Genomic DNA, 24,828 nt, shown 5'->3' on the forward strand with positions numbered 1-24,828 from the left:
TAAAAGATGGAAAAAATTCTGAATTACATTAAAATAAACTGGATACTACTAAGCATTGGTATATTATTTCTGGGGAGTTTTGTTTATCTTACTTTTTCCGGAAATAAGTTTTGCGATTGCGTAAAAACTGAAAAATATAAGGATGGTAAATCCTCCTCTTCAAGAGGGCATTCATCATACAGATTCTATCATAAATAAATGCAACAGCTATGGACAAAATAAACTTTCTTCCGGTAATTAACTCTGTTCTTTATTCTTTCCTAGGAATAGCAATATTACTTGTATGCTACTTAATTATAGAAAAAATAACACCGGAAAGGACATGGCATGAGATTTCCAAAAATAATAACATTGCCTTAGCTATTATCTTAGGAGCATTCATAATAGGAATATCAATTATCATTAGTGCTGCAATTCATGGATAGAAGAAAACTTCCGTTTGAATTACTTTTACTTTTTTCTGTCTTCGTTATTGCAACCTGCGGTCTGATTTATGAATTAGTAGCAGGAGCTTTAGCCAGTTACTTGCTTGGAGATTCAGTTAAGCAATTTTCATTTATTATAGGAGTTTATCTTTTTTCTATGGGAGTAGGCTCCTATTTGGCAAAGTATATTCACAGAAATTTAATCGACCGGTTTATAGAAATCGAGATTCTGGTAGGAGTCATTGGCGGAATTAGTTCCGTTGTACTATTCGTTGTATTCAATACTTTTAGTCATTTTGAGTGGATACTTTACCTTTTTGTTTTTCTTACAGGCTGCCTTGTAGGGCTTGAAATACCTTTGTTAATGAATATTTTGAAAGGTAGGGTAAAGTTCAGGGATTTAGTTTCTAATGTATTTGCATTTGATTATATAGGAGCTCTATTAGCCTCAATACTTTTTCCTCTGGTACTGATTCCTAATCTCGGAATATTAAGAACTCCACTTTTTTTTGGACTAATTAATATTTCTGTAGCTCTTTTTTTAAGTTTTTCTTTGAAAGAAGAACTTAAAAAAAGAAGGTGGCTTCAGGTAAAATCTATACTTTCATTTATAGCTTTAGTTGTATTATTCATTTTTGCCGATAAAATTCTGGCATTATCTGAGGAGAAACTGTATGGAGAAAATATCATTTATACTCACAATTCTCCCTATCAACGTATTGCATTAACACGAAATAATAAAGATTTTCGTTTGTATCTTAACAACAATTTGCAGTTTTCTTCGGCAGATGAATACAGATACCACGAAGCATTAATTCATCCGGCAATGTCTATGGCACCTGTAATCTCTAATGTTTTGGTATTAGGTGGCGGTGACGGATTTGCTGTTCGGGAAATCCTAAAGTATAAAGAAGTGAAAAACGTTACACTAGTGGATTTGGATGCAGAAATGACAAGATTTTTCCGTGAAAATAAGACAATGCGGGATTTGAATCATAATGCATTAAACAATTCAAAAGTTAGTATCATTAATCAGGATGCCTATTTATGGGTGAAGAATGCTAAATCTAAATTTGATGTTATTATTATAGACTTTCCGGACCCGTCTAATTATAGTCTTGGAAAATTATATTCTCTCCAATTTTATAAAGAGCTAAAGAAAATCGTGAATCCGGAGACATTTATATCTGTGCAAACAACATCTCCATATTTTGCACCTAAATCATTCTGGTGTATTCAGAAAACACTGGCTCAGGTTTTTGATCACGTTTCAGCATACCATACCTATGTTCCTTCGTTTGGAGAATGGGGATTTTGCTTAGCCTCGGGACAAACTCTTAATAGTGAGATAAACCACCGTCTACAGGGACTCAAATATTATGATTATAACTTTAGTCAAATGGCATATTTCAACAAGGATATGAAAACAGATCAGGTAGAAATTAACCGTTTGGATAACCAAATTTTAGTTCGTTATTTTGATGAAGAGTGGGGGCGGGTACAATAGAAGGGGTTTTCTGAAAACAACCTTTTTAGCTGGAATGGCTATTCCTTTTTTGCAGTTTTGTGTAAAGAAATCAAAAAATCTTTTGCTTAAGATTACGGGAACTGATCATGTTCTTGGACATCGTTTGTGGGCAAAGGATTTTCCGAAGATTACAGAGGAAATAAATATAGAAATATTGATTGTGGGAGGTGGAGTATCCGGATTATCTGCGGCACGATATCTCTCACAAAATGGAAAAAGCAATTTTCTAATTTGTGAGATGGAACAATATATTGGTGGAAATTCTTCTGCCGGGCAGAACCAGTTCTCAAAATACCCGAGAGGTGCACATTATCTGCCTCTTCCAAACAAAGAAGATGTTGAGATAATCTCATTTCTAAAAGAAGCCGGGATGTATCTTGGAGATAATGAATCCGGGAAACCTATTTTAGATGACTATCAGCTTGTTTTTCCACAAAACGAAAGATTGTTTTTTAAAAATTCCTGGCAAAATGATCTTGTTCCTCAAAAAGGTATTTCTAAGGAAGCCCAGGAAGATTTTATGCGTTTTTTTAGAATAATAAAAGATTTTAAAGAAAAGAAAGATTCAGCAGCTAAATATTGGTTTATGATACCGGTACAGGAATCAAGTTCTGCGGAAGAGGCTAGGGAATTAGAAACTTATTCCTTTAAAAAATGGCTGAGCAATAATAAGTTTTGTTCTGAAGAACTTTTATGGTATTTGGATTACTCATGCAGAGATGATTATGGATTAGGTATAGATTATGTTTCTGCTTGGGCAGGGATTCATTATTTTGCAGGAAGAAAACATAACTGGGCAGTGGATCATAATGACCATGTTTTTACATGGCCGGAGGGAAATGCTCGCCTTACTAAGTATCTTTCAAAATATTCGGTAGGAAAGATATTGAAAAAACACTTGGCTTATCAGTTAGATATTAAACGTGAAAATGCTGAGGTTTTAGTTTATGACGATGTGAACAAGAAATCAATAAAGATTAATGCTGATAAAGTTCTGTTTGCAACACCTCAGTTTATTAACAATTATATACTTAAAACCAGAAAAATTAAAAACTTTAATTATGTTCCCTGGCTATTGACAACTATAACTTTGAAAAATGAATTTGGAGGTCAGGAAGAATTAGCCTGGGATAATGTTATTTATGGTTCAGATGGCCTGGGGTATATCGATGATTTACACCAGAATATTTCTCAAAATACGGGGCCAAAAGTTATTACTTATTACAGAAGTTTTTCTACAGATAACTGCAAAGCTGCCCGAAAGAAATTATTGCGGCAGACGGAAGATGAATTAAAACGGTTGGTTCTTAATGATCTTAAAAAAGCACATCCGGAAATAGAAGATTATGTATTGGATATGGAATTCAACAAGGTAGGACATGCAATGATTTCTCCAGTTCCTAATCAGATTTTTGGAGAAGAATCCCAAAAAGCAAAAGAGAGTATAGATGGAAAAGTTTTCTTTGCCCATTCAGACTTATCTGGAATTTCTATATTTGAAGAAGCTTTCCATCAGGGAATCAATGCTGCAAAACAAATATTATCATGAAGCAACCTTGGATACATAATATTAAGACTGATTTTTGGTTTATACTAATGCCTCCGTTTCTGGTTTTAGCTTTTGTAATTTTGTGTCACGTAAAGCTGCATGATATAGAAAGCAATTATTCTTTTTTTACATGGTTATTTCTTATTGTATTTATAGATGTAGCACACGTTTATTCTACATTATTTAAAACTTATTTTATTAAAGAAGAGTTTATAAAACGGAAAAGGCTTTTTATTACAATACCATTATTAAGCTTACTTATAGGTTTTATTTTTTTTCAGATAGGAGATTTGTTTTTCTGGTCTGCACTTGCTTTGGTTGCTGTATTTCATTTTATAAGACAGCAATATGGCTTTATGCGGATTTATTCGCGTTTTGAAAAAAACAGAATATCAGGTTATATTGATAATATAGCAATTTATTCAGCGACTATTTATCCTATGTTATTTTGGTTTTGTACCCCTAGAAGCTTTACATGGTTTGTTGAAGATGAATTTTCGTGGCTGGCAGATTTTAGTCCTGCATTACCAATGTTTAGGATTCTGTATTTTCTGATTTTATTATGCTGGATAGGGAAGACAACTTATTACTTCATAAAAGATAAAGTCTTTAATATTCCTAAAAATATGTTGATTATCGGAACTTTTATGTCTTGGTATTTCGGAATTGTATACTATAATAATGATTTGATTTTCACATTGCTTAATGTTATTTCACATGGAATACCCTACATGGCTTTAATCTATATTCAAGAGATCAGACATAAAGATAAAGAACAGCTTAATAAGCTTAAGATATTCAGGAGTAGTGTTGGGATTCTTCTCTTTATTATTGTTGTAATGGGATTTGCTTTTTCTGAAGAATTGCTTTGGGAAGTAATGGTCTGGAAAGAACACTTTAAATTTGCTGAAATCAGTTTTCCTGCATGGATTTATTATATAATTGTTCCTCTTTTAGTTGTACCACAGCTTACTCATTATCTACTGGATGGATTTATATGGAGAAGAAATAAAATTTAAAATACATAAAATATAAACGCGCCGCAGGCTTTGCCTGCGGCGCGTTTCGTGAAAAATATAGTTTGATATTGGTTTGATTTATTTTGTTCTGTTTTTTATAGCATCAGTAGCAGCTTCTATATCACGTACTTTTTTGACTTTTTTATTTCCGAAATTATAAGTGATGGATAAATCCAGCTGGCGTCTGTACATATAGTTGTTTACATAGTTAAAGTTTCCGTTAACTTTTGGATCGTTAATGATTACTTTATTTGTATCTAATACATCATATACAGTAGCCATAAAAGTCCAGTCTCCCCATATTTTTTTCAGACTAAGATCAAGGCTTCCTAATGCACCTAATTGTCCTAACTCAATTTGTTGCTTATCTACAAACCAGTAATTAACACCTGCATACCACGTTTTAGCTTTATCCAAACGAATGTTGTTGTTGGCTTGAAGATTTAAACTTGTGGAATTTACATTATTAACATAAGGAATGAACTTGTCACCGTTCAGCGGATCTGTATCCAAGTACCCCTTATTAATATTAACCAGAACACCTACGTTAAGAGTTGTTGTCCAATAACCTTTAAAAAAGCTTTTTTGCATTCCTACTGTGAAATTAAGCTCTTGTTTATTTCCAAAATTGGTGCGAATGTAGCGAAGCTCATTAATTTTAGTAGAATAAGTTTCATATTTGCCCGTTACCGGATCTTTTATTGGATTATTATTTGCATCAAGTTTAGTTACATCTACAGTTCTTTCTCTCTGCAAAGGAACCTGTGTAATAACATCTTTATAGAAACTATGACTTACAATAAAATAATAAGAGTTTTTGTACATATATGTCAGTTCCTGATTGTAAGTTGATGAAGCCTTTACAAAAGGATTATTCTGAATATAGTTATATTGTGTCAAATAGGTTCTAACAGGATTTAGTTCCCAGAAAGAAGGTCTTCTCATTCTGCTGGAAAATGCATATGAGATATTATTATTCTTGTTAATAGCATAATTTAAGCTTAAATATGGAAGGAAGTTATTGTAATCTCTTTTGATATTGCTCAAACTTGGATCTGCAGCATTTGATGATTCTCCGACACTATTTGTTATTTCATAACGGGCACCAACTTTTCCACTAAACTTATCTGAGAACTTTTTATCCAATGTCAGATAGAACCCATAGATCTTTTCAGTATAAATAAAATGATTAGGGTTATATACTCTGTCATATTTATTAGATTCTGCATTCCAGTTGTCTGTATAGGATTTTGTATCGTTATCTGTTTTAGTATGATTGTAATTTCCACCGACACTTAGTGTAAAATCATTCTTAAACTTTTGTACATAGTCCACCATTCCTGAAAAGTTATTGATCATCTGAGGTGTGCTTTGTACAATATTGGTCATTATATCTAGTGTACCAGGATTTCTGTAAATGATCTCTCCATTTTGGTTGGCATTTATTGTTGTGTTGGTACTATTTTGTCCTCTGTGGTAATTAAGGTAAGCAGCGTTCACATTTAATTTGCTTCCTAAAGAATCTGTCTTTAATTCATAATTCAGATTAACAGAATTATTATAGGATTGGGCATTTTCATAGCTTTTCGTCCAATTATATCTGCTTTGCCAGTTATTTTTATCATCCAGGAATTTTACTGTATTGAACAAGTCGGATGTAGATGCAAAACTTTTATTATACCAGGTATTATAGCTTAATGCCAGGTTACTGTTGTCAGTCAATGCATAGTCAATATTCAGATAACCTCCGTAGTTTTTATTAGGGTCATTAACAGAACCTTGTGACTGGTTTGTTGAGCGTTCGTTACCATTTTTCAATAGATATGTTTGATATTGTGTCCAGTCACTTGTATTAAAACTAGAGCTTATACCCAATTTATCTTTTCTGTAATTGACAGAAACTCCTGCTCCGGGGTTATTAAAACGCCCCTGATTATTTGTCATTCTCAGGTTTCCATTCAGTCCATTATCAGCTCTTTTTTTAAGGATAATGTTGATAATTCCGTCTGAAGATTCTACCTGATATTCACTTCCAGGCATTGTAATCACTTCTATTTTCTGGATATTCTCTGCAGGAGTATTTTTCAAAAATGCTGCAAGAGCATCTGCATCCATTTGAGTTTTTCTTCCGTTGATAAAAATAATAGCGTTGGACTTACCCGCAATTTTTAGTGTTTTATCATCTGTTGTAGAAACTAAAGGTGTTTCTTTTAAAAGATTAAGAGCTGTATTTCCTTTTGCTACAGGAGATGCTGCTACGTCGTATACAAATCTGTCTGTTTTTTTCTGAAAGACTTTCTTTGTAAGTGTTACTTCCTCAATCTTTTTTGTGGTGGCTGTATCTTTTTTAGATTGCTGTGCTGTTACCAGGATACTCCCCAGAATTCCTATAGAGAAAATTAATCGTTTCATAGCAAGTTTATTTTAGGTGTTAATTAGTGCTTAGTATTTTTTATTATCTAATATTTTACATGGCAAAGATATAATTATAAATTAGTATTATGCAATACAAAGTAGTAGAATATTTTTAATACTGAATTTAACTCATTGATTATCAGTTTTGAAAATTAACTACGGAAAATTACCTCTTTATCAATTAGACAATTGAGAGGTTAAAATTGTTACATGCTAAAGTGAAAAAATTATTCTTCTCTGTTTTTTTTCGCGAGAGATTTGTCTACCCAAATGGTTGCAAAAGGGAATAGGGCAGCTAAAAGTGCAAAAACAAAATCCTCATCATCCCAGTTATAAATTTTTCTGGAAGGAAGACATAAGAGTAAGTATAGTGTAAAAAATAGACCGTGAATGTTACCTACAACAATAATGAAAATTGTAGATAATAATCCGTCCGGATCATAGCGCTTCCATACCATGGCTATACAATAAAGCAGAAAACACGAAACAGCTTCTGCAATGCAAATGTTTTTGAACCATCTGATAATTGTGTCCTCAGGGTATTTACTGAAATAGCGGTTGATAAATTCCATTCTGCTGCAAATATAATGATTAGTTATCAGAATCAGCAGCTGATTATTATTAGCATCTCTGTGATTAAAGAAGAGAATCTGGCTTTATTATTTGTAAAAATTACTGCCTTCAAGATATTCAAAAACTTCTGGTGGTAACATAGGACGTACATTTTTACCAGCTTTAATCATATTTCTTATTTCTGTAGCGGATAATTCTACAATAGGAGCCTTTACCAGATGTATATTGCCATCCTGAAGATATTGATCTGTATTCTTCTTTTCTGAAAAAACACGCGGATAAACAATCAATTCATGACGGGCGATTAATTGCTCGTAGTTTTTCCATTTTGGAAGGCTCTCCAGATTATCTTCTCCCATAATAAGACAAAATCCATGATCCGGATATTTTTCGTGTAGATAAGTTAAAGTATCTATCGTATAAGAGGGCCGGGGAAGGCTGAATTCAATATCCGAAGCTTTTAGCTTTGGATAGCTTTGTACTGCAAGATTTACCATTTCCAGACGATTGTACTCATCTAATAGATTAGCCTTAGACTTAAAAGGATTCTGTGGACTTACAATAAACCAAATCTCTTCCAGATCTGTATTTTCCAGAATATAATTGGACAAAATAAGATGTCCGATATGAATAGGATTAAAAGAACCAAAAAATAAGCCTACTTTTTTCATGATGCAATTTTAGAAAAAATTAATGGAAAATAACATCTCTAACATTGAGATAGTAAGTGAGATTATCTTTCCAATGGTTCTCTTCAATAGTAAATGCAAGATCAAAAGTTTTGGTTTTGAAATCAGTGGCATGTTCACCCATTTTGAAAGCCAGGCATTCTATTCCTTTTCTAGAAGAATCCTGAACAATATTAAATTTCAAATGAGAACTTTGCTTTCCAATTTTCCTTACGGGGCCACTTACTCGGGCATTTTTAATTACCAAAACAGGTTTCATATTTTCAGGACCAAAAGGAGCCAGCCATCGATGGAACTGGAAAAAATCATTAGTTAAATCGTTCAGAGAAATTTCAGCGTCAATTTCAATACTTGGAGTTTTCTGATGTTCCTTTATAGAATTTTTTACAGTCTCTTCGAATTTTGTTTTAAATGCTTCAAAATGTTTTTTCTCCATGGACAGTCCTGCTGCCGCGCGGTGTCCTCCAAATTTTAAAAATAAATCTGAACAGACATCTAATGCATTGTGGAGATCGAAGTCTGCTACAGAACGAGCCGAAGCTACCATTTCACCATTGCTGCCGTCTGTAAATACCAAGGTTGGTTTGTAATATAATTCGATCAGCCTGGATGCAACAATACCAATTACACCTTTATTCCATCCGGATTGGTAAACAATTGTACTGAATGTTTTCTCTTGTTTTGTCTCAATAACCTGATCAATTGCCTGTTGGGTCATATTACTGTCCAATTCTTTTCTCTCATCATTTAGATTTACAATTTGATCTGCGATGAGGTGAGCCTGTTTAGCATTTTCTGCAATCATTAACTCTACAGCAGCTTTCCCGTGGGAAATTCTACCAGCTGCATTTATTTTAGGCGCAATTTCAAAAACAATATTTGATATTGTAAAGTTCTGAAGCTTTTCGTAAGGAATTAAAATCTTTAATCCCTGTTTTTTTGTTTTACGCAGTTTATTGAGTCCCATTTTAGCGAATACTCTGTTTTCACCAGTTATAGGAACAATATCTGCAGCAATACTTATCGCCAAAAGATCGGTTAGATCTTGTAATTCGTAATCCGGAATTTTATAGATGGTATTCAGTGCCTGACAAAGTTTATAACCAACACCGCAGCCACTAAGATCCTTATAAGGATATTCACAGTCTTTTCGTTTAGGGTCAAGCACCGCTGCTGCTTTTGGAATCTCATCACCCGGAAGGTGATGGTCACAAATGATAAAGTCAATTCCCAGACTATTAGCATAGTCAACTTTATCTGCAGACTTTATTCCACAGTCTAATGCGATGATTAAAGAAAAATCATTTTCTTTTGCATAATCGATTCCTTCCGTGGAAACACCATAGCCTTCCAGATTTCTGTCCGGGATATAAAAATCTAAATATTTCTTGTCGCAGATTTTGCTAAGGTACAGATACATTAATGCAACGGCAGTTGTACCGTCTACATCGTAATCTCCAAAAACTAATATTTTTTCTCCGTTTTCAATAGCCGTAGCAATTCTTTCTACTGCTTTTTGCATATCTGCCATTAGAAAAGGATTGTGGATATCAGAAGCTTTCGGCTTGAAGAATTCTCTGGCTTTCTGGTAAGAATCTATACCTCGCATAACCAGAATTTTGGATGCTAAATAACCAAATCCCAGCGAAGAGCTGATACTATCTATTACGTCTTCGGAAGGTGTCGGTTTGTAGATCCATCGTTGCATCATAGGGTAACAAATATAGGAAATAAAAAGTGTATGTCTTAATAGTTTTAGCAAAATTAATTTTGTAATAATAGAAAACTATATATTTAAATCACAGGATGGTGTTTAAAAATTGTATATTGCGCCGGATAACTTAAAATACTATAAAATGAAAAGAATTATTGCTGGCGCATTAATATTGGGCGCTTTTTCTATGTCAAATGCTCAGATTAGTTTGGGTAAAATTACAGATGTTGCTGGAAAAGGATTAAAAGCCTTAACGTTTAGTAATGCAGATGCTATTAATCTTTCTAAAGAAGCTGTAGAATGGATGGACAAGAATAATGCTGTTGCAGGACCAAAAGATCCATATACAATCAGATTGAATAAGCTTTTCGGGAAACATAAAACACAAGACGGATTAAACCTGAACTATAAGGTTTATAAAGTAAAGGACATTAATGCTTTTGCTTGTGCAGACGGAAGTGTAAGAGTTTTCTCTTCTCTAATGGATATTATGACTGATGATGAAATTCTTGCAGTGATTGGTCATGAAATTGGACACGTGAAGAATGAAGATACTAAAGATGCTATGAAGAGTGCATATATGAAGGCTGCGGCTCTTGATGCTGCATCTGCTACATCCAGAACAGTAGCGACTTTAAATGAAAGTCAACTTGGAAAAATGGCTAACGAAATGATGGATGCTGCCCATAGCAAAAAGCAAGAATCTGAGGCAGATCTTTATTCATATGATTTTATGAAAAAGAATGGCTATAATGTTGTAGCAGAGTATACCGCATTCAAAAAATTAGCATTATTGTCTGAGCAGGGAGATAAGCAAAGTGGTTTTCAGAAAATGTTTAATTCACATCCGGATAGTGTAAAAAGAGCTGATGTGATTAAGAAAAAAGCTGAAAAAGACGGGTTGTGGAAAGATCCGGGAACAGTAACAATTCCGACAACAAAACTGACAAAATAAACTTAAAATATAAAAGGATGATCAACTGATCATCCTTTTAATTTTCTCTTATAACGGAATTGATTAAGCGTAATACTGCTCTCTCAGTTCTTTAACTTTTTTATCTTCAAGATACTCGTCATAAGTCATGTATCTGTCAATAATTCCCTTCGGAGTTAATTCAATAATACGGTTACAAACCGTTTGAAGCATTTCGTGGTCATGAGATGAAAGTAGAACAGTACCTTTAAAGTTTTCCAAAGTGTTGTTCAATGTTGTAATACTTTCAAGATCTAGGTGGTTGGTGGGTTCATCAAGCACTAATATGTTTGCTTTCTGTAACATCATACGGCTAAACATACAGCGCATTTTTTCACCTCCTGAAAGAACAGTACAAGATTTTAGAGCTTCATCGCCAGAGAATAACATTTTTCCTAAGAAACCTCTTACATATTCTTCATGTCTTTCTTCATCCGTTTGAACGAACTGACGTAACCAATCAACAAGATTAATATTTTCTTTAAAGAATTCTGTATTATCAAGAGGCATATAACTTTGTTTAGTAGTTACACCCCAGTTGAAAGTACCTTTATCTGCAGTATCGTTTCCTGTAATAATCTCCATGAATTCAGTGATAGCCATAGAGTTTTTTGAAAGAACAGCAACTTTATCACCTTTCTTTAGATTTAAGTTAATTCCGGAGAATAATAACTCATTATCTTTTGTTTTTTCAAGATCTTTTACCTCAAGAATCTGATCTCCGGCTTCTCTTTCCTGTTCAAATATAATTGCAGGATATCTTCTTGATGAAGGTTTAATATCTTCAATATTCAGCTTGTCAATCATTTTCTTACGTGCAGTAGCTTGTTTAGCTTTTGCCACGTTAGAACTGAATCGTGCAATGAAGTCCTGTAATTCTTTTTTCTTCTCTTCAGCTTTCTTATTAGCCTGAGCTCTCTGCTTTGTTGCTAATTGCGATGCCTGATACCAGAAGCTATAGTTACCTGTATAAAGGTTAAGCTTAGAATAATCTAAATCTCCGATGTGGGTACAAACAGCATCTAAGAAGTGACGGTCGTGGGATACAACAATAACGGTATTTTCATAACCGGCTAAGAAATCTTCTAACCATGCGATAGTATCGATATCAAGGTCATTGGTAGGCTCATCCAGAATAAGCACATCTGGACTTCCGAAAAGTGCTTGTGCTAATAAAACACGTACCTTATCCTGATTCTCTAATTCAGACATCATTTTATAATGCATGTCTTCTTTGATACCAACATTGGAAAGCATGGTTTGTGCATCGGTTTCTGCAGTCCATCCACCCATTTCATCATAAATAACGCCTAATTCGCCAGCTTTAATACCATCTTCATCAGAGAAATCCGGCTTTGCATATAATGCATCCATCTCTTCTTTGATGTCAAATAGCTTTTTGTTTCCACGCATAATGGTTTCCAGTACAGTGAAGTTGTCATAAGCAAAGTGATCCTGCTCTAAAACTGACATTCTTTTTCCTGGTTCCAGAGATACATTACCTGTTGTGGCTTCCTGTTTTCCACTAAGTATTTTCAGGAAAGTAGACTTACCTGCGCCATTAGCACCAATGATACCGTAGCAATTTCCTTTGGTAAATTTTATATTGACGTCATCAAAAAGTACTCTTTTTCCGAACTGTAAAGATAAATTTGAAACTGTTAACATATACTTTTGTAAATTTGTGCAAAAATACGAAAGATTTCCCGATTATATGTCTTCGAGGAAAAATGTTAGTGTTTTGTTAAATTTTGGTATGAAAATTGAAAGAACTGTTAATATTGTAAACAGAAGAGCTCGCTTTGAGTATGAAATACTTGAAGAATATGAAGCAGGTATTGTTTTATTCGGAACCGAAATAAAGTCATTACGTTCTTCTAAAGCATCAATTGCGGAAAGTTTTTGCCAGATGAAAGACGGCGAACTTTGGGTAGTTAATATGATGATTGATGAATATAAGATGGGATCATTTTATAATCACAAGGCGAAACGCGATCGGAAGTTGTTACTACATAAAGGAGAACTTTCCCGTTTGGAGAAAAAAGTAAAAGATGTAGGGTTTACAATAATACCTTTAAAATTATATATAAATGATAAAGGTAGAGCTAAACTACTTATTGGGTTTGGAAGAGGAAAGAAACTATTTGACAAACGTGAATCTATTAAAAAGCGTGAATCTGATAGAAATCTAAGCAGAATTCGAAAGAATTTTTAAAAAAACTTTGTTTAATACGTATTTTTATATTTATTTTGCATTATCAATTATTTAATCATTTAATTCTATGAAAAATTTAAAACTAGGAATTACAGCATTGGCACTTACGGTAGCCACTACTGCTTTCGCACAGACTACGAGCAATCCGTGGTTAATCGGTGTGGGTGCACATGGTGAAAACCACAGAGCGCAAGCTAACAATTTCTCAAATACCTTCGGTGCTCAGAATCTGACTAAGAGGCTATTTAATTTGAATAATTTCTCTATTACTCCACCATTATCTAAATTAACTGTTGCTAGAAATATCAACAAATATTTAGTTCTTGACTTACAGGCTTCTGTAGGTAATGTTGGTAATAAGAGATTTGACATGGACAAAGAGTTTTTCTTGATGGCTGGTTTAGGTCTTCAATTCAAATTCAACAGTCTATGGAATGAAGAGTCTTGGTTCGATCCGTATGCAAGAGTTGGTGCTAACTACCTGAGACATGACTATTCTGGGTTAACTTTCCCTAGAAATGACTGGAGAGGTGCTTATAACTATCCAACTTACAATGGTAATGGTGATTTAACAGGTAAGAAAAACTTCTTCGCAGTATCTACAGGTTTAGGATCTAACTTCTGGATTACTAAAAACTTCGGTCTTGGTATCCAAGGAGATTATGTAACAACTCCAGGTGATAAATCTACAGTTGCTAACTTCTGGCAAGCTTCTGCGTCTCTATTATTCAGATTTGGTAACAGAGACAGAGATAAGGATGGTATCCCTGATAAAGATGACAGATGTCCAGATACTCCAGGATTACCTGAGTTCCAAGGATGTCCAGATACAGACGGTGATGGTATTCCAGATATCGACGATAAATGTCCAGATGTTGCTGGTCCAAAAGAAAACCAAGGTTGTCCTTGGCCAGATACTGACGGTGACGGTGTGTTAGACAAAGACGATCAGTGTGTTAACGTACCAGGTCCAAAAGAAAACAACGGTTGTCCTTGGCCAGATAGAGATGGTGATGGTATCCCTGATAAAGATGACAAATGTCCAGATGTACCAGGTCTTCCTGAGTACCAAGGATGTCCTCCAACAAAAGATAGAGTAACTAAAGAGCTTAAAGATATCTTATTTGATTTCAACAAAGCTACTATCCAATCTGGATCTTTATCTAAAGTAGATGCTGCAGCTGATATCATTAAAGGTGCTAAAGTAGAAAACTTCTTAGTTGTTGGTCATACAGATGCTAAAGGTAATGCTAACTACAACTTGAAATTATCAAGAGAAAGAGCTGCTTCTGTAGTTAAAGCTCTTGAAGCTAGAGGTGTAAACGGATCTCAATTGAAATCTGTAGGTGTAGGTTCTAAAGAAGCTACTGTACCAGCTACTGCTTCTAACGAGGCTAGACAAGAAGACAGAAAAGTAGAAGTTAGACAAATCTCTGCTGATACTGAATGGTCTACTTATAAAAAAGATGACGTTACTGTTGCTAAGCCAGTAAAAAAAGGAGTGAAAAAATCTTCTAAAAAAGTTATCAAAAAGAAAAAATAATTAAAGTTTTTTCAATATAATAAACACCTCCACCTAGTGGGGGTGTTTTTTTATGCATGTACGTTGTATAATTTGCTGATTAGTGATATTTTTGCACGTAAATAAATTCAGAAATGGGAAGAGCATTTGAATATAGAAAGGCCTCTAAGATGGCCAGATGGGATAAAATGGCAAAAACATTTTCCAGAATAGGAAAAGATATTGCATTGGCTGTAAAAGCCGGAGGAACTGACCCTGATTCCAACCCTGCATTAAGAAGGTGTATTCAGAATGCGAAAGGGGCTAATATGCCGAAAGATAATGTTGAAAGAGCCATTAAAAAAGCTTCTGGTGCAGATGCAGAAACCTATGAAGAAATTACCTATGAAGGATATGGACAAGGAGGTGTAGCTTTCTTCATTGAATGTACAACAAATAATCCTACAAGGACGGTTGCCAATGTAAGAGCTATCTTCAATAAGTTCGATGGTAATCTTGGTAAAAACGGAGAACTATCTTTTCTATTTGATAGGAAAGGTATTTTTACTATAGAAAAATCTCAGATTAAAATGGAGTGGGACGATTTCGAAATGGAAATGATTGATGGTGGTGCTGAAGAAATAGATCAGGATGAAGAAATTGTAATGGTTACGACAGCTTTTGAAGACTTCGGTACAATGTCTCATAAGCTTGAAGAGATGAAATTAGAAGTTCAGAATGCAGAATTGCAAAGAATTCCTAATATGCATAAGGGTGTAAGTTTGGAGCAAGGCTTAGCTAATCTGAAAATGCTAGATCGTTTTGAAGAGGACGATGATGTACAAAACGTTTATCATAACATGGAAATGACAGAAGAATTACTTCAAAGCTAAGAAGCGATTTATATAACAAAAGAGCCTGAAAAATCAGGCTCTTTTGTTTTCCTAAGGATAAACATCACTAACATCTTTCATGTTGACCAATACATTTCGTGAGAAGCTGCAATGTGGATATATTTTCCAATGATTTTCTCTGGCAAAATTTATAGCTTCAGTTACGAGCATTTGTCCATATCCATTTCCTTCATGCTTCGGAAATACCATTACATAGGAAATAATAAGAATACTTTTTTCAGGCTGAATGGTATATGTTAATTTCCCTATTTCTTCATTATTCTGGTTAAAGGCACTGATGAATCCGCCGTTCTGGCTTTGTACCTTTTCAAATCTTAGATTTTCCATATACAACATGTTTTCTTAAATATACAAAATTATTGTATACCTGTATAGTAGTTGTAATCCTGAATAACGATAGCGATAAACTGCTGATCTGTAATTTCCTGAGTGTTGTATGTAATGCCGGTAGTTTGGCGTATTTTTTCAGCTAATTTTTTGATGATGCCCTGGTCGAAGGTATTCTTGGCTTTAACATAATTTTCCTTAATAATCCTCATATCATTATCGGATAGAGCAATTACCTGTGGAAATCTTGCGACATAATCCTGCGAAAGATTTACAAGAATTGTGTGGTTGATATTGTATTTACTCTTTAAAGTAATAACGGCTGTACCAGCAGCCAGATCTCCCAAACGTTTGTTATGTTTGTTGGTGACCATAGTTATGACGCCTACAAGCCCAGAGCTGAACATGATATCAATGAGTCTGAAAAACCAGCGCATAAAATAATCGCCAAAACTAGCCTGGTAACCATCAGTTTTTACAACCTTTATTTTCATTATTCTTTTTCCAGGTGTTTGCCCTTCCATAAAACTTTCAAACAAAAGCGTATAAAGATTTACCGGAAGAGATATGATAGCAAAAATAGCCATCAGTGACCATTGATCGGTTATTTTTAAAAGTTTAAGCCCGAATATATATGCTATAACAAGGTAGATAACAACGAAATAGGCAACCTTAATTACCATATCGATTATGAATGCAAGAATTCTCTCACCAATACTGGCGGGATCGAAACTGATATTTACATTTTGTGATGTATTTATATCTATTGAATTCATAATTTTTTGTTACATTAGCAAATATATGAGAGAAATCGCTTTCATCAAACAAAATAAAGAAAAATGGCTGGATATAGAGCAGGTGGTATTAGGAAAAATTAAAAAAAATCCTGATGACCTGTCTTCGTTATATATTAACCTGATTAATGACCTGTCTTTTTCTCAGACTTATTACCCCAAAAGTAAGACAACAGTATACCTTAACTATCTCTCATCACAAATTTTCCAGAAGATTTATAAAACAAAAAGAATAGAGCAAAACAGGCTGAAATCATTTTTCATGAAAGAGGTTCCTCTGATCATGTATGAATACAGGAAATATTTATTACTTGCCTTTCTGGTTTTCTCTATGTTTACTACTATAGGCATTATTTCTACCCATTATGATGTGGATTTTGTCAAATTGATATTAGGAGAAGATTATGTCAATCAGACCTTGGAGAATATTAAAAAAGGCAATGCTGTTGCTATTTACGGAAGCGGATCTAACTGGGGAAGTGCCATTGGAATTATTCAGAATAACCTTGGGGTAGGTGCCAAGCTTTATGCTTATGGTATTTTCGGCGGGGTTGGAACATTGTTCGTGCTAATGCAAAATAGTATTATGCTGGGGACTTTTCAGTATTTTTTTCAGCAACAAGGTGTATTAGGAGACAGTATGCGTGGAATATGGATACATGGCGCTTTCGAAATATCAGCGATGGTGATAGAGGCTTCTGCAGGTTTTATACTTGGTGCTTCTTTGCTTTTCCCAAAAACTTATTCGAGGTTGAATTCATTTAAAATAGGATTTAGGAATTCATTTAAAATATTTGTAAGTACTATTCCGTTTACCATATTTGCCGGACTTTTAGAAGGTTTTGTAACAAGATACGCGCTACAAATGCCACTAATTATTGATCTGGTAATTATCTTCGGGACACTAGGATTTATAATCTTCTACTATGCTATTTTCCCCTACAGGGTTCATAAAAAACTAAAACATGATGCAATTTTATAAAAAAAGAGATTTTGGAGCGCTGGTATCAGATACGCTTAACTTTTTTAAACTATATGGGAAAAACTATTTCAAAAACTATCTTACACTCAACGGTGGAATTATTATTCTATTGGTTGTTGTAATTGTAATAGGTTTTGGTGATTTTTTCAAACAAGCTTTCGGATCCAATATAAATGGTGAAGCTTACTTGTTTCAGGATTATTTTCAGCAAAATCAAGGTCTATTGATAGGGGCTTCGGTTCTTTCAATTGTATTAATTATTCTGTTGTCTATAATCTCATATTCATTTCCGGTGCTCTATATGAAGCGACTTGCTGAGACAGGTAATTCTAGAGTGACTATGAATGAAATGATAGAGGATATGAAAAAAAATCTGAAGAAATTTTTTGTCTTCTTCATTGGTTCTATTTTTATCCTGACACCATTATTTATTTTTGCATTTGTTATTTCGTCTTTTCTAATGATTATTCTTATCGGTTTCTTGCTGATTATGGCTTGTATTCCGGTAATGGTTAATATTATAAACTTTACCCTGTTCAATATGTACAATACCAATGATGGTTTTTTTGCATCCATCGGTATAGCATTTCGTATGCAGTTTTCCAAAAGCTTCTGGAAATATATAGGCTCCACCTTTATCATTTACTTACTGATTAATGTTGTAACAAGTATTTTTGCTTTTATTCCTATGATGTTTTTATATGGATATATTATTACCACTGTAAGAACTACTCCGGATGCACTTGGATCAGATTCCTCATTTTTCATGACACTTATGGCTATTGTGTATGCTGTATCGATTGCATGTACTATAGTACTCAATAATCTGATCTATGTAAATGCTGGTTTCATGTATTATGACAGCAGAACAGATTTACACCGCAATGTTACTTTTTCCGAAATCGATACTATTGGGTCTGGTGAATAGTAAAATTGTATATATTATTTTTCTTTTTACACTTTCTGTACATGCGCAGAAGGTGGATACTATTGTTACTGCTGAATTGCCACCTGTGAGCATAAAAAATAAGAATCAGTTAAAAACGGATTCTCTGCTCCAAAAAGGATATGCTACTGAAAATGCAGTTTATCCGGGAACATTTGATGCGAAGTTTAAAGAAAAATATAACGGAAGCGATTTTGATTACTCCGTAAATAAGCCAAAAGAATCTTTATGGCAAAAATTCAAGAAATGGCTGGCTGAGCTATTTGATGATTTGTTCCAAAGCAAAAGTTTACAGGGAGCTAATGATGCTTTATATATTTTGTTAAGAATTGTAGCCATAGTTCTTCTCGGTTTTGCATTATATCTTATTGTAAAGTTCGTTCTTGCAAGAAATGGTAACTGGGTATTCAGTAAGAAAAGTAAAAAACTGAATCCTGAAGACAGAACAATAACAGAAAATATTCATGAACTTGATATTCCGGCTTTAATTAAAAACTATGAAGATAAAAAGGAATACAGATCTGCTATAAGATACCAGTTCCTTTACCTGCTGAAGCTTATGACTGATAAGAATATGCTGGAATGGGATCCGGAAAAGACAAACAGAGATTATATCCGCATGCTTAATGGTAATGCTTTGCAGTCCGATTTTCAGAAGCTCTCTTTCGTATTCGAGAATGTGTGGTATGGAGAGCGTAGTATTACAGAAAATGAGTATGCTGTTTTCAGAAAACAATATCAACAGACACAACAAAAAATATGAATAAGACACTAAAGTTATATCTCATTATTTTTGCTGTAGTTGTAGGGCTTCTGGCAGTATTACAGGTGAATAAAAAACCATTGATCGACTGGCGGAAAACCTATTCTGTGATAGATAAAAAGCCTTTCGATTTGTATGTATTCAATCATGAGGCTAATCAGCTGTTCAACCAAAAGTTAAAAAAAATTGGTGAGTCACCTTATCGTTACTATAGTAAAGATTCTCTTCAGCGTCCGCATAATATATTGATTATTGAAAGAGAACTGGATAAACAATCTTGGATAAAGATACTGAAGCAGGCTAAAAGGGGAAGTGATGTGATGGTTGTTTCCGAAAATATACCATATGATTTAGTAGATACTTTAAATCTGACAACAAGACTTCTAAGTTCGGACACTATAAATTTTCTGACATTTACCGATAAAAGCCGCAAAGGAAGCATAAAACTAAACAGGCTTCCAAACGGAAATGTGATTCCGATGATTGATATAAAAACGACAGAGATTCTGGGAAGTAATTTATTGAAAGGTCGTAATCAGTCCTATGCAAATTTTGTAAAGGTAAAAACAGGAAAGGGAAATATTTTTATTCATACAGAGCCATTGGTTCTTACCAATTATTACCTTTTACAAAAAGGAAATGAAAAATATGTAGAGGAAATGTTTTCATATCTGTCGAGAGACAGAGATACTTTATGGTTTATGGAAAATCAAAATTTACAATCTATATCACCATTACGCTTTATCTTAAGAAATCCACCATTACGATATGCCTGGTATATATTTTTAGTAGGATTCTTTGTATTTATAATATTCCATGCTAAAAGAAAACAACGTATTATTCCTATAATAAAACCATTGGAAAATACCTCTGTAGAATTTGTGAGAAGTATAGGCAATCTTTATCTGAATGAAGGAGATGCAAAAGATATGATGCAGAAGAAAGTTACCTATTTTCTAAATAAAGTACGTACGGATCTTCTGATAGATACTTCTATTATAGACGATGTCTTTGTCAATAGATTACAATTGAAAACAGGAAAACCTAAAGAATTAATAGAGCAAGCGGTTGTACTAATGCAAAGAAGTAATAATCCTTCTTCAAATATAACAGAGCAGGATCTGATTAAATTAAACGAAATATTAGACAAAATATACAAATAAGAATATGGAAGAAAATCAATATAACCCAATACCTGAAAGTACTCCGACAGAATCACAAAATCCGGAATTTCAATCCAGAATTGATATGACGGCACTAAAGAATAGTCTGGATAAAGTAAAAACAGAAATTAATAAAGTAATTGTTGGTCAGGATTCCATGATAGAGCATTTGCTGGTAGCATTACTGTCCAATGGACATGTTCTGATTGAAGGTGTACCAGGAGTTGCTAAAACAATTACTGCTAAACTATTGGCCAAAACAATTGCTGTAGATTTTAGCAGAATCCAGTTTACACCAGATCTTATGCCTTCTGATATTTTGGGAACAGCAGTGTTTAATGCAAAGACAACAGAGTTTGAATTCAAGAAAGGGCCTATATTTTCTAACTTTATTTTAATTGATGAGATTAACCGTTCTCCGGCAAAAACTCAGGCTGCACTTTTCGAAGTAATGGAAGAAAGGCAAATCACTATGGATGGGCGAAAATATATAATGGAAGAACCTTTTCTGGTTATTGCCACTCAGAACCCAATAGAGCAGGAAGGTACCTACAGATTACCGGAAGCGCAATTAGACCGATTTTTATTCAAAGTGAATGTTGGATATCCAACACCAGAGCAGGAAGTTCAGATTATCAAGAATCAGCATCAGTTAAAAGTTGATGATAAAACTGAACAAGTTCAGCCTGTATTAATAGCCGAAGAATTAAAAAAATATCAGAATCTTATAAAAGATATCATTGTTGAAGAAAATCTTCTGGAATATATTGCCAGGATTGTTGTGAACACAAGAGAGAATCCTTTCCTGTATTTAGGTGCTTCACCTCGTGCTTCTTTGGCATTGTTAACGGCATCTAAAGGTTTCGCAGCAATTAACGGTCGTGACTTTGTAACTCCTGATGATATAAAAGAAGCAGCAGTAGCAGTATTAAGGCACAGAGTAATTGTTACTCCGGAGCGTGAAATGGAAGGACTGGGTGTAGAAGAGGTAATTAAACAAATACTGGAATCCATAGAAATTCCGAGATAGATTATGTAGTGCGCAGTTGTTGGTTTACAGTTAATAGTATTTTGGAAATTGGCTGTTACCTGTACACTGTAAACTCCCAATAAATTTTATGAAAAAATTATATATCAATAATCTTTTTTTTCTGCTGCTAGGTATTATAGCTGTAGTATATGTTTTTGCATTTTTTTTCCCATTTGTAATGTGGGTAGCACATGCAGGATTATTGTTATTGGTGTTGTTGACCTGTATTGATATTTTTATTCTATTCAGAGAGAAAAACGGAGTGAAAAGTAACAGGATTTTGCCTGAAAAATTGTCGAATGGTGATGAAAACCTTACTAAAATAGACCTTCGGAACAATTATCCGTTTACTATAAAAGTAAAGGTTATTGATGAGATACCATTTCAGTTTCAGCTTCGTAATTTCGAGATTCATAAGGATATAAAACCCTACGGGAATACACTCTTTGAATATCCGCTTGTTCCAAAAGAAAGAGGCGAATATCAGTTTGGAAATCTTAATATATATGTTCGTTCTCCATTAGGACTTGTCGCAAAAAGGTATAAAACTCAGGATGGGCAAATGGTACCAAGTTATCCATCATTTATTCACCTCAGAAAATATGAGCTCATGGCTATGCAGAATGAGTTCTTGTTAGGGGGAATAAAAAAGATTCGTAAAATTGGACATACTATGGAATTTGAACAAATCCGTGAGTATGTAACTGGTGACGATATCCGCAGTATTAACTGGAAAGCGACTGGAAAACAAAACCGACTGATGATCAATCAGTACCAGGAGGAAAGAGCACAAAGGGTATATATGCTGATAGATAAAGGACGAACGATGAAAATGCCGTTTAATGGTTTATCATTGCTGGACTATTCTATTAATGCGTCTATGGCTTTAGCGCATATTATCCTTAAAAAACAAGACCGTGCCGGTGTAATGACTTTTTCCAAAAAGATGGAAAATACTGTTGCTGCTGAATTAAAAGCGGGGCAGATAAAGAAAATTGCCGAAGCTCTGTATAATATTAATACTAACTTCTACGAATCAGATTATAGTAGGCTTTATACCGATCTGAAAAGAAAAGTAACGCAACGAAGCTTGATACTTCTCTTTACCAACTTTGAGACGCTGGATGCGCTGAAACGCCAGCTTCCATATCTCAGAGGAATTGCCAAAAGCCATTTATTGGTAGTTGTATTCTTTAAGAATGCTGAGGTAATGAAAATGATGGATCATAAAAATGCACAAAAGACTCAGGATGTTTATGATCAAATTATAGCGGAAAAATTCGAGTATGAGAAAAAGCTAATTCGCCAGGAACTCCAGAAATATGGTATTTATTCTGTCTATACACTTCCTGAAAATTTGAGTATAGAAGTTATCAACAAATATCTGGAAATTAAAGCCAGGGGAATACTCTAGCTATATTAATTCAGGTACCCTTTATTTGTTTCCTTTCCGTGGAAGCATGTTTTTATTTATTAATGATGAAATAGATTTATGAAAGAAATAAAGTCTTTTATCGAGAAAGAGCAAGCTAATATAAAGTCCTCTGAAAAGATCAAAAATTTAATTAGTGTATTTAGGGTTCTGACATTTCTCGCCTCTGTTTTTTCAATGATTAAGTATTTTCAGGATAAGGAGGCTTTATATCTGTTTTTAACTTTCCTGTCATTTATACTTTTTTTAGTATTACTCTTTGTCTCATCTCACTATCAGCAAAAAATAAATTACAGTAAAAAGGTTATTGAGGTTTGCAAACAGATTACTGAAGAGTTTTCAACGAATAGTCAAATTGAAGGGTCAGATATAAACAATTACCATTCCTATAATAAAGATTTGGATATTTTCGGTGAACGTTCCCTGTTTACTAAAATAGATAAGACATCAACCTGTCTGGGAGCAGATATGCTGAGAGATCACCTGTCTAATCCACTTACACAATGCAAAGAAATTGAAGAAAGGCAGGAAGCTATTAAAGAGTTGGCTCAGAAGCCGGAATGGAATATACACTTTCTGGCAAATGCAAAGTCGCTTGAATTACAAGATAAAGGTCTGCTAACAAATAAACTGTCTGTAGACTTTCCATGGAAGCTTGTCAGTACAATACTGATTGTGATTCCGGTAATTAATATTTTATTACTGACATTGGCTATTCTGAAGGATTTTTCACCTGTTTTTCTGGGTGTATTTTTAGCCTTTTCTGTTATTAGCTTGCTTGTTGTTAATAGTAAATACAGTAAGCAACTTAAAAAAGCTTATGGTGTTGTTAGTCTAAGGTCAGAACAATATAGCAGATTCTCAGAAATTTTTCAGTTAATAGAGAAAGAAGCCTTCAATACAGAATTAAATAAAAGCCTTCAGGCAAAGCTTACTCATCCATTGGCTTCTTCATGTATTAACAAATTATCCGGTATAAAAAGAAATCTGGATAACGGACATACACCTCTGTTTGGATCAATTGCCAATCTTTTGTTTTTATGGAACCTTCGGTATACAGTAGAGCTGGCAAAATTAATGAATCTGCTTAATGAGCATATTGATAATTGGTTTGAGGCATTCGCTGAGTATGAAGCATTAATATCTTTTGGCATTTTTGCCTATAAAAACCCACAATACAATTATCCTGTCTGTAGAGAAGATATCAGTTCATTACAATGTAAAGATATAATTCATCCATTATTGGATTCCGGAAAAGCAATTGGTAATGACTTTACTATTGGAAATACTAAGTATATCTGTATCGTTACAGGGGCTAATATGACAGGTAAAAGTACTTTTCTCCGAACTATAGGTGTAAATCTTGTGCTGGCAATGAATGGATGTCCGGTAGGAGCAAAAGAGTTCGTTTTTAGACCGATGCATATATTTACAAGTATGAGAACAAGCGATTCCTTATCGGATGGAAGTTCTTATTTTAATGCAGAAATAAAAAGGTTAAAAAGCCTAGTGGAAACACTGGAAGAAAAAGTTCCACTTTACATTATTCTCGATGAAATTCTGAAGGGCACAAATTCTAGAGATAAGTTGGAAGGCTCTCGTCTGTTCCTGAAAAGGATAATGGATATTAATACAGACTTTACTTGTATTATTGCTACCCATGATTTACCACTTACAGATATGGCTAAAACTTATCCTGGAAATGTTTCCAATCTTTGTTTTGAATTGGATGAAAAAAATGGTGAGCTTATATCTGACTACAAACTAAAATCCGGTGTTACCCAAACCATGAATGCGCTAAGATTAATGAAGGCCTATAACATTATAGATTAGATAGGCTTTCTTTTTCCTTTTACTATAAAATAAAAAAGAATGG

General features: G+C 33.9%; 23 protein-coding genes. 16 read left to right on the forward strand and 7 right to left on the reverse strand.

From position 1 onward, the window contains the following. Positions 1 to 6 precede the first annotated feature (6 nt). The 5 genes from BAZ10_RS13110 to BAZ10_RS13130 all read left to right on the forward strand — a co-directional run bounded on the left by BAZ10_RS13110 (position 7) and on the right by BAZ10_RS13130 (position 4,521). Entirely contained in the window at positions 7 to 198 is a 192-nt protein-coding gene (locus BAZ10_RS13110) for a hypothetical protein (protein WP_078406370.1), read from the forward strand. 11 nt (positions 199 to 209) lie between these two features. Continuing rightward, a complete protein-coding gene (locus tag BAZ10_RS13115) occupies positions 210 to 425 on the forward strand; it encodes a DUF350 domain-containing protein (protein ID WP_078772410.1) in 216 nt (71 codons plus the stop codon). Next, positions 418 to 1,932 carry a polyamine aminopropyltransferase gene (locus BAZ10_RS13120; protein ID WP_078772411.1) on the forward strand — a complete coding sequence of 505 codons (1,515 nt, stop codon included), beginning with the start codon at positions 418 to 420 and terminating at the stop codon, positions 1,930 to 1,932. The genes BAZ10_RS13115 and BAZ10_RS13120 overlap by 8 nt, the downstream gene beginning before the upstream one ends. Before the next feature lie 82 nt (positions 1,933 to 2,014). Continuing rightward, positions 2,015 to 3,502 carry an FAD-dependent oxidoreductase gene (locus BAZ10_RS13125; RefSeq protein ID WP_245803812.1) on the forward strand — a complete coding sequence of 496 codons (1,488 nt, stop codon included), beginning with the start codon at positions 2,015 to 2,017 and terminating at the stop codon, positions 3,500 to 3,502. Continuing rightward, positions 3,499 to 4,521 carry a hypothetical protein gene (locus BAZ10_RS13130; protein ID WP_078772412.1) on the forward strand — a complete coding sequence of 341 codons (1,023 nt, stop codon included), beginning with the start codon at positions 3,499 to 3,501 and terminating at the stop codon, positions 4,519 to 4,521. The genes BAZ10_RS13125 and BAZ10_RS13130 overlap by 4 nt, the downstream gene beginning before the upstream one ends. 78 nt (positions 4,522 to 4,599) lie before the next feature. Here the strand turns inward: BAZ10_RS13130 and BAZ10_RS13135 are convergent, their stop codons facing one another. The 4 genes from BAZ10_RS13135 to recJ all read right to left on the reverse strand — a co-directional run bounded on the left by BAZ10_RS13135 (position 4,600) and on the right by recJ (position 9,909). Continuing rightward, positions 4,600 to 6,933 (reverse strand): TonB-dependent receptor domain-containing protein, encoded by a 2,334-nt coding sequence (locus BAZ10_RS13135; RefSeq protein ID WP_078772413.1) that lies wholly within the window; start codon positions 6,931 to 6,933, stop codon positions 4,600 to 4,602. Positions 6,934 to 7,163: 230 nt separating this feature from the next. Further along, positions 7,164 to 7,508: a DUF3817 domain-containing protein gene (locus tag BAZ10_RS13140; RefSeq protein WP_009087256.1), complete on the reverse strand. Its 345-nt coding sequence runs from the start codon at positions 7,506 to 7,508 to the stop codon at positions 7,164 to 7,166. A gap of 87 nt (positions 7,509 to 7,595) precedes the next feature. Beyond that, on the reverse strand, positions 7,596 to 8,180 hold the full coding sequence (nadD, locus tag BAZ10_RS13145) for a nicotinate (nicotinamide) nucleotide adenylyltransferase (protein WP_078772414.1): 585 nt from the start codon (positions 8,178 to 8,180) through the stop codon (positions 7,596 to 7,598). Between the two features lie 19 nt (positions 8,181 to 8,199). Beyond that, positions 8,200 to 9,909 carry a single-stranded-DNA-specific exonuclease RecJ gene (recJ, locus tag BAZ10_RS13150; RefSeq protein WP_078772415.1) on the reverse strand — a complete coding sequence of 570 codons (1,710 nt, stop codon included), beginning with the start codon at positions 9,907 to 9,909 and terminating at the stop codon, positions 8,200 to 8,202. Between the two features lie 145 nt (positions 9,910 to 10,054). Here recJ and BAZ10_RS13155 point away from each other — a divergent pair, with 145 nt between their 5' ends. Further along, entirely contained in the window at positions 10,055 to 10,867 is an 813-nt protein-coding gene (locus BAZ10_RS13155) for a M48 family metallopeptidase (protein WP_078772416.1), read from the forward strand. A gap of 63 nt (positions 10,868 to 10,930) precedes the next feature. On the opposite strand, the gene BAZ10_RS13160 is transcribed toward BAZ10_RS13155, so the two are convergent. Continuing rightward, positions 10,931 to 12,553: an ABC-F family ATP-binding cassette domain-containing protein gene (locus tag BAZ10_RS13160; RefSeq protein ID WP_078772417.1), complete on the reverse strand. Its 1,623-nt coding sequence runs from the start codon at positions 12,551 to 12,553 to the stop codon at positions 10,931 to 10,933. Positions 12,554 to 12,641: 88 nt separating this feature from the next. Between BAZ10_RS13160 and smpB the strand changes: the two genes are divergently transcribed. The 3 genes from smpB to BAZ10_RS13175 all read left to right on the forward strand — a co-directional run bounded on the left by smpB (position 12,642) and on the right by BAZ10_RS13175 (position 15,494). Further along, positions 12,642 to 13,100 (forward strand): SsrA-binding protein SmpB, encoded by a 459-nt coding sequence (gene smpB / locus BAZ10_RS13165; protein WP_078772489.1) that lies wholly within the window; start codon positions 12,642 to 12,644, stop codon positions 13,098 to 13,100. A gap of 67 nt (positions 13,101 to 13,167) precedes the next feature. Then, on the forward strand, positions 13,168 to 14,643 hold the full coding sequence (locus BAZ10_RS13170) for an OmpA family protein (protein ID WP_078772418.1): 1,476 nt from the start codon (positions 13,168 to 13,170) through the stop codon (positions 14,641 to 14,643). A 113-nt stretch (positions 14,644 to 14,756) separates the two neighbouring features. After that, positions 14,757 to 15,494 (forward strand): YebC/PmpR family DNA-binding transcriptional regulator, encoded by a 738-nt coding sequence (locus tag BAZ10_RS13175; protein WP_009087243.1) that lies wholly within the window; start codon positions 14,757 to 14,759, stop codon positions 15,492 to 15,494. 51 nt (positions 15,495 to 15,545) lie between these two features. On the opposite strand, the gene BAZ10_RS13180 is transcribed toward BAZ10_RS13175, so the two are convergent. Together BAZ10_RS13180 and BAZ10_RS13185 are read right to left on the reverse strand one after the other, a co-directional pair. Continuing rightward, a complete protein-coding gene (locus tag BAZ10_RS13180; protein ID WP_078772419.1) occupies positions 15,546 to 15,842 on the reverse strand; it encodes a GNAT family N-acetyltransferase in 297 nt (98 codons plus the stop codon). Between the two features lie 29 nt (positions 15,843 to 15,871). Then, the gene (locus BAZ10_RS13185) at positions 15,872 to 16,618 is read right to left on the reverse strand and encodes an RDD family protein (RefSeq protein WP_078772420.1); all 747 of its coding nucleotides are present in this window, start codon (positions 16,616 to 16,618) and stop codon (positions 15,872 to 15,874) included. Between the two features lie 25 nt (positions 16,619 to 16,643). Between BAZ10_RS13185 and BAZ10_RS13190 the strand changes: the two genes are divergently transcribed. The 7 genes from BAZ10_RS13190 (at position 16,644) to BAZ10_RS13220 (ending at position 24,785) form a co-directional block, all read left to right on the forward strand. Beyond that, complete coding sequence (locus BAZ10_RS13190) at positions 16,644 to 17,618, forward strand: stage II sporulation protein M (RefSeq protein ID WP_078772421.1); 975 nt, start codon at positions 16,644 to 16,646, stop codon at positions 17,616 to 17,618. Continuing rightward, complete coding sequence (locus tag BAZ10_RS13195; protein ID WP_245803813.1) at positions 17,602 to 18,546, forward strand: hypothetical protein; 945 nt, start codon at positions 17,602 to 17,604, stop codon at positions 18,544 to 18,546. The genes BAZ10_RS13190 and BAZ10_RS13195 overlap by 17 nt, the downstream gene beginning before the upstream one ends. Next, positions 18,539 to 19,327 (forward strand): DUF4129 domain-containing protein, encoded by a 789-nt coding sequence (locus tag BAZ10_RS13200; protein ID WP_245803814.1) that lies wholly within the window; start codon positions 18,539 to 18,541, stop codon positions 19,325 to 19,327. The genes BAZ10_RS13195 and BAZ10_RS13200 overlap by 8 nt, the downstream gene beginning before the upstream one ends. Continuing rightward, positions 19,324 to 20,490, forward strand: coding sequence for a DUF4350 domain-containing protein (locus BAZ10_RS13205; RefSeq protein ID WP_078772423.1), 1,167 nt, complete (start codon positions 19,324 to 19,326; stop codon positions 20,488 to 20,490). The genes BAZ10_RS13200 and BAZ10_RS13205 overlap by 4 nt, the downstream gene beginning before the upstream one ends. 4 nt (positions 20,491 to 20,494) lie before the next feature. Further along, positions 20,495 to 21,520, forward strand: coding sequence for an AAA family ATPase (locus tag BAZ10_RS13210; protein ID WP_078772424.1), 1,026 nt, complete (start codon positions 20,495 to 20,497; stop codon positions 21,518 to 21,520). Positions 21,521 to 21,608: 88 nt separating this feature from the next. Further along, the gene (locus BAZ10_RS13215; RefSeq protein WP_078772425.1) at positions 21,609 to 22,934 is read left to right on the forward strand and encodes a DUF58 domain-containing protein; all 1,326 of its coding nucleotides are present in this window, start codon (positions 21,609 to 21,611) and stop codon (positions 22,932 to 22,934) included. A gap of 78 nt (positions 22,935 to 23,012) precedes the next feature. Then, entirely contained in the window at positions 23,013 to 24,785 is a 1,773-nt protein-coding gene (locus tag BAZ10_RS13220; RefSeq protein WP_078772426.1) for a MutS-related protein, read from the forward strand. Positions 24,786 to 24,828: the final 43 nt, after the last annotated feature.

The sequence above is a fragment of the Elizabethkingia occulta genome, from assembly GCF_002023715.1.
Taxonomy (GTDB): Bacteria; Bacteroidota; Bacteroidia; order Flavobacteriales; family Weeksellaceae; genus Elizabethkingia; species Elizabethkingia occulta.

Bases quoted from the DNA above. Each gene is read 5' to 3' on its own strand.
- BAZ10_RS13110 (WP_078406370.1), top strand. From the start codon at position 7: ATGGAAAAAATTCTGAATTACATTAAAATAAACTGGATACTACTAAGC.
- BAZ10_RS13115 (WP_078772410.1), top strand. From the start codon at position 210: ATGGACAAAATAAACTTTCTTCCGGTAATTAACTCTGTTCTTTATTCT.
- BAZ10_RS13120 (WP_078772411.1), top strand. From the start codon at position 418: ATGGATAGAAGAAAACTTCCGTTTGAATTACTTTTACTTTTTTCTGTC.
- BAZ10_RS13130 (WP_078772412.1), top strand. From the start codon at position 3,499: ATGAAGCAACCTTGGATACATAATATTAAGACTGATTTTTGGTTTATA.
- BAZ10_RS13135 (WP_078772413.1), bottom strand. From the start codon at position 6,933: ATGAAACGATTAATTTTCTCTATAGGAATTCTGGGGAGTATCCTGGTA.
- BAZ10_RS13140 (WP_009087256.1), bottom strand. From the start codon at position 7,508: ATGGAATTTATCAACCGCTATTTCAGTAAATACCCTGAGGACACAATT.
- nadD (WP_078772414.1), bottom strand. From the start codon at position 8,180: ATGAAAAAAGTAGGCTTATTTTTTGGTTCTTTTAATCCTATTCATATC.
- recJ (WP_078772415.1), bottom strand. From the start codon at position 9,909: ATGATGCAACGATGGATCTACAAACCGACACCTTCCGAAGACGTAATA.
- BAZ10_RS13155 (WP_078772416.1), top strand. From the start codon at position 10,055: ATGAAAAGAATTATTGCTGGCGCATTAATATTGGGCGCTTTTTCTATG.
- BAZ10_RS13160 (WP_078772417.1), bottom strand. From the start codon at position 12,553: ATGTTAACAGTTTCAAATTTATCTTTACAGTTCGGAAAAAGAGTACTT.
- smpB (WP_078772489.1), top strand. From the start codon at position 12,642: ATGAAAATTGAAAGAACTGTTAATATTGTAAACAGAAGAGCTCGCTTT.
- BAZ10_RS13170 (WP_078772418.1), top strand. From the start codon at position 13,168: ATGAAAAATTTAAAACTAGGAATTACAGCATTGGCACTTACGGTAGCC.
- BAZ10_RS13175 (WP_009087243.1), top strand. From the start codon at position 14,757: ATGGGAAGAGCATTTGAATATAGAAAGGCCTCTAAGATGGCCAGATGG.
- BAZ10_RS13180 (WP_078772419.1), bottom strand. From the start codon at position 15,842: ATGGAAAATCTAAGATTTGAAAAGGTACAAAGCCAGAACGGCGGATTC.
- BAZ10_RS13185 (WP_078772420.1), bottom strand. From the start codon at position 16,618: ATGAATTCAATAGATATAAATACATCACAAAATGTAAATATCAGTTTC.
- BAZ10_RS13190 (WP_078772421.1), top strand. From the start codon at position 16,644: ATGAGAGAAATCGCTTTCATCAAACAAAATAAAGAAAAATGGCTGGAT.
- BAZ10_RS13195 (WP_245803813.1), top strand. From the start codon at position 17,602: ATGATGCAATTTTATAAAAAAAGAGATTTTGGAGCGCTGGTATCAGAT.
- BAZ10_RS13205 (WP_078772423.1), top strand. From the start codon at position 19,324: ATGAATAAGACACTAAAGTTATATCTCATTATTTTTGCTGTAGTTGTA.
- BAZ10_RS13210 (WP_078772424.1), top strand. From the start codon at position 20,495: ATGGAAGAAAATCAATATAACCCAATACCTGAAAGTACTCCGACAGAA.
- BAZ10_RS13215 (WP_078772425.1), top strand. From the start codon at position 21,609: ATGAAAAAATTATATATCAATAATCTTTTTTTTCTGCTGCTAGGTATT.
- BAZ10_RS13220 (WP_078772426.1), top strand. From the start codon at position 23,013: ATGAAAGAAATAAAGTCTTTTATCGAGAAAGAGCAAGCTAATATAAAG.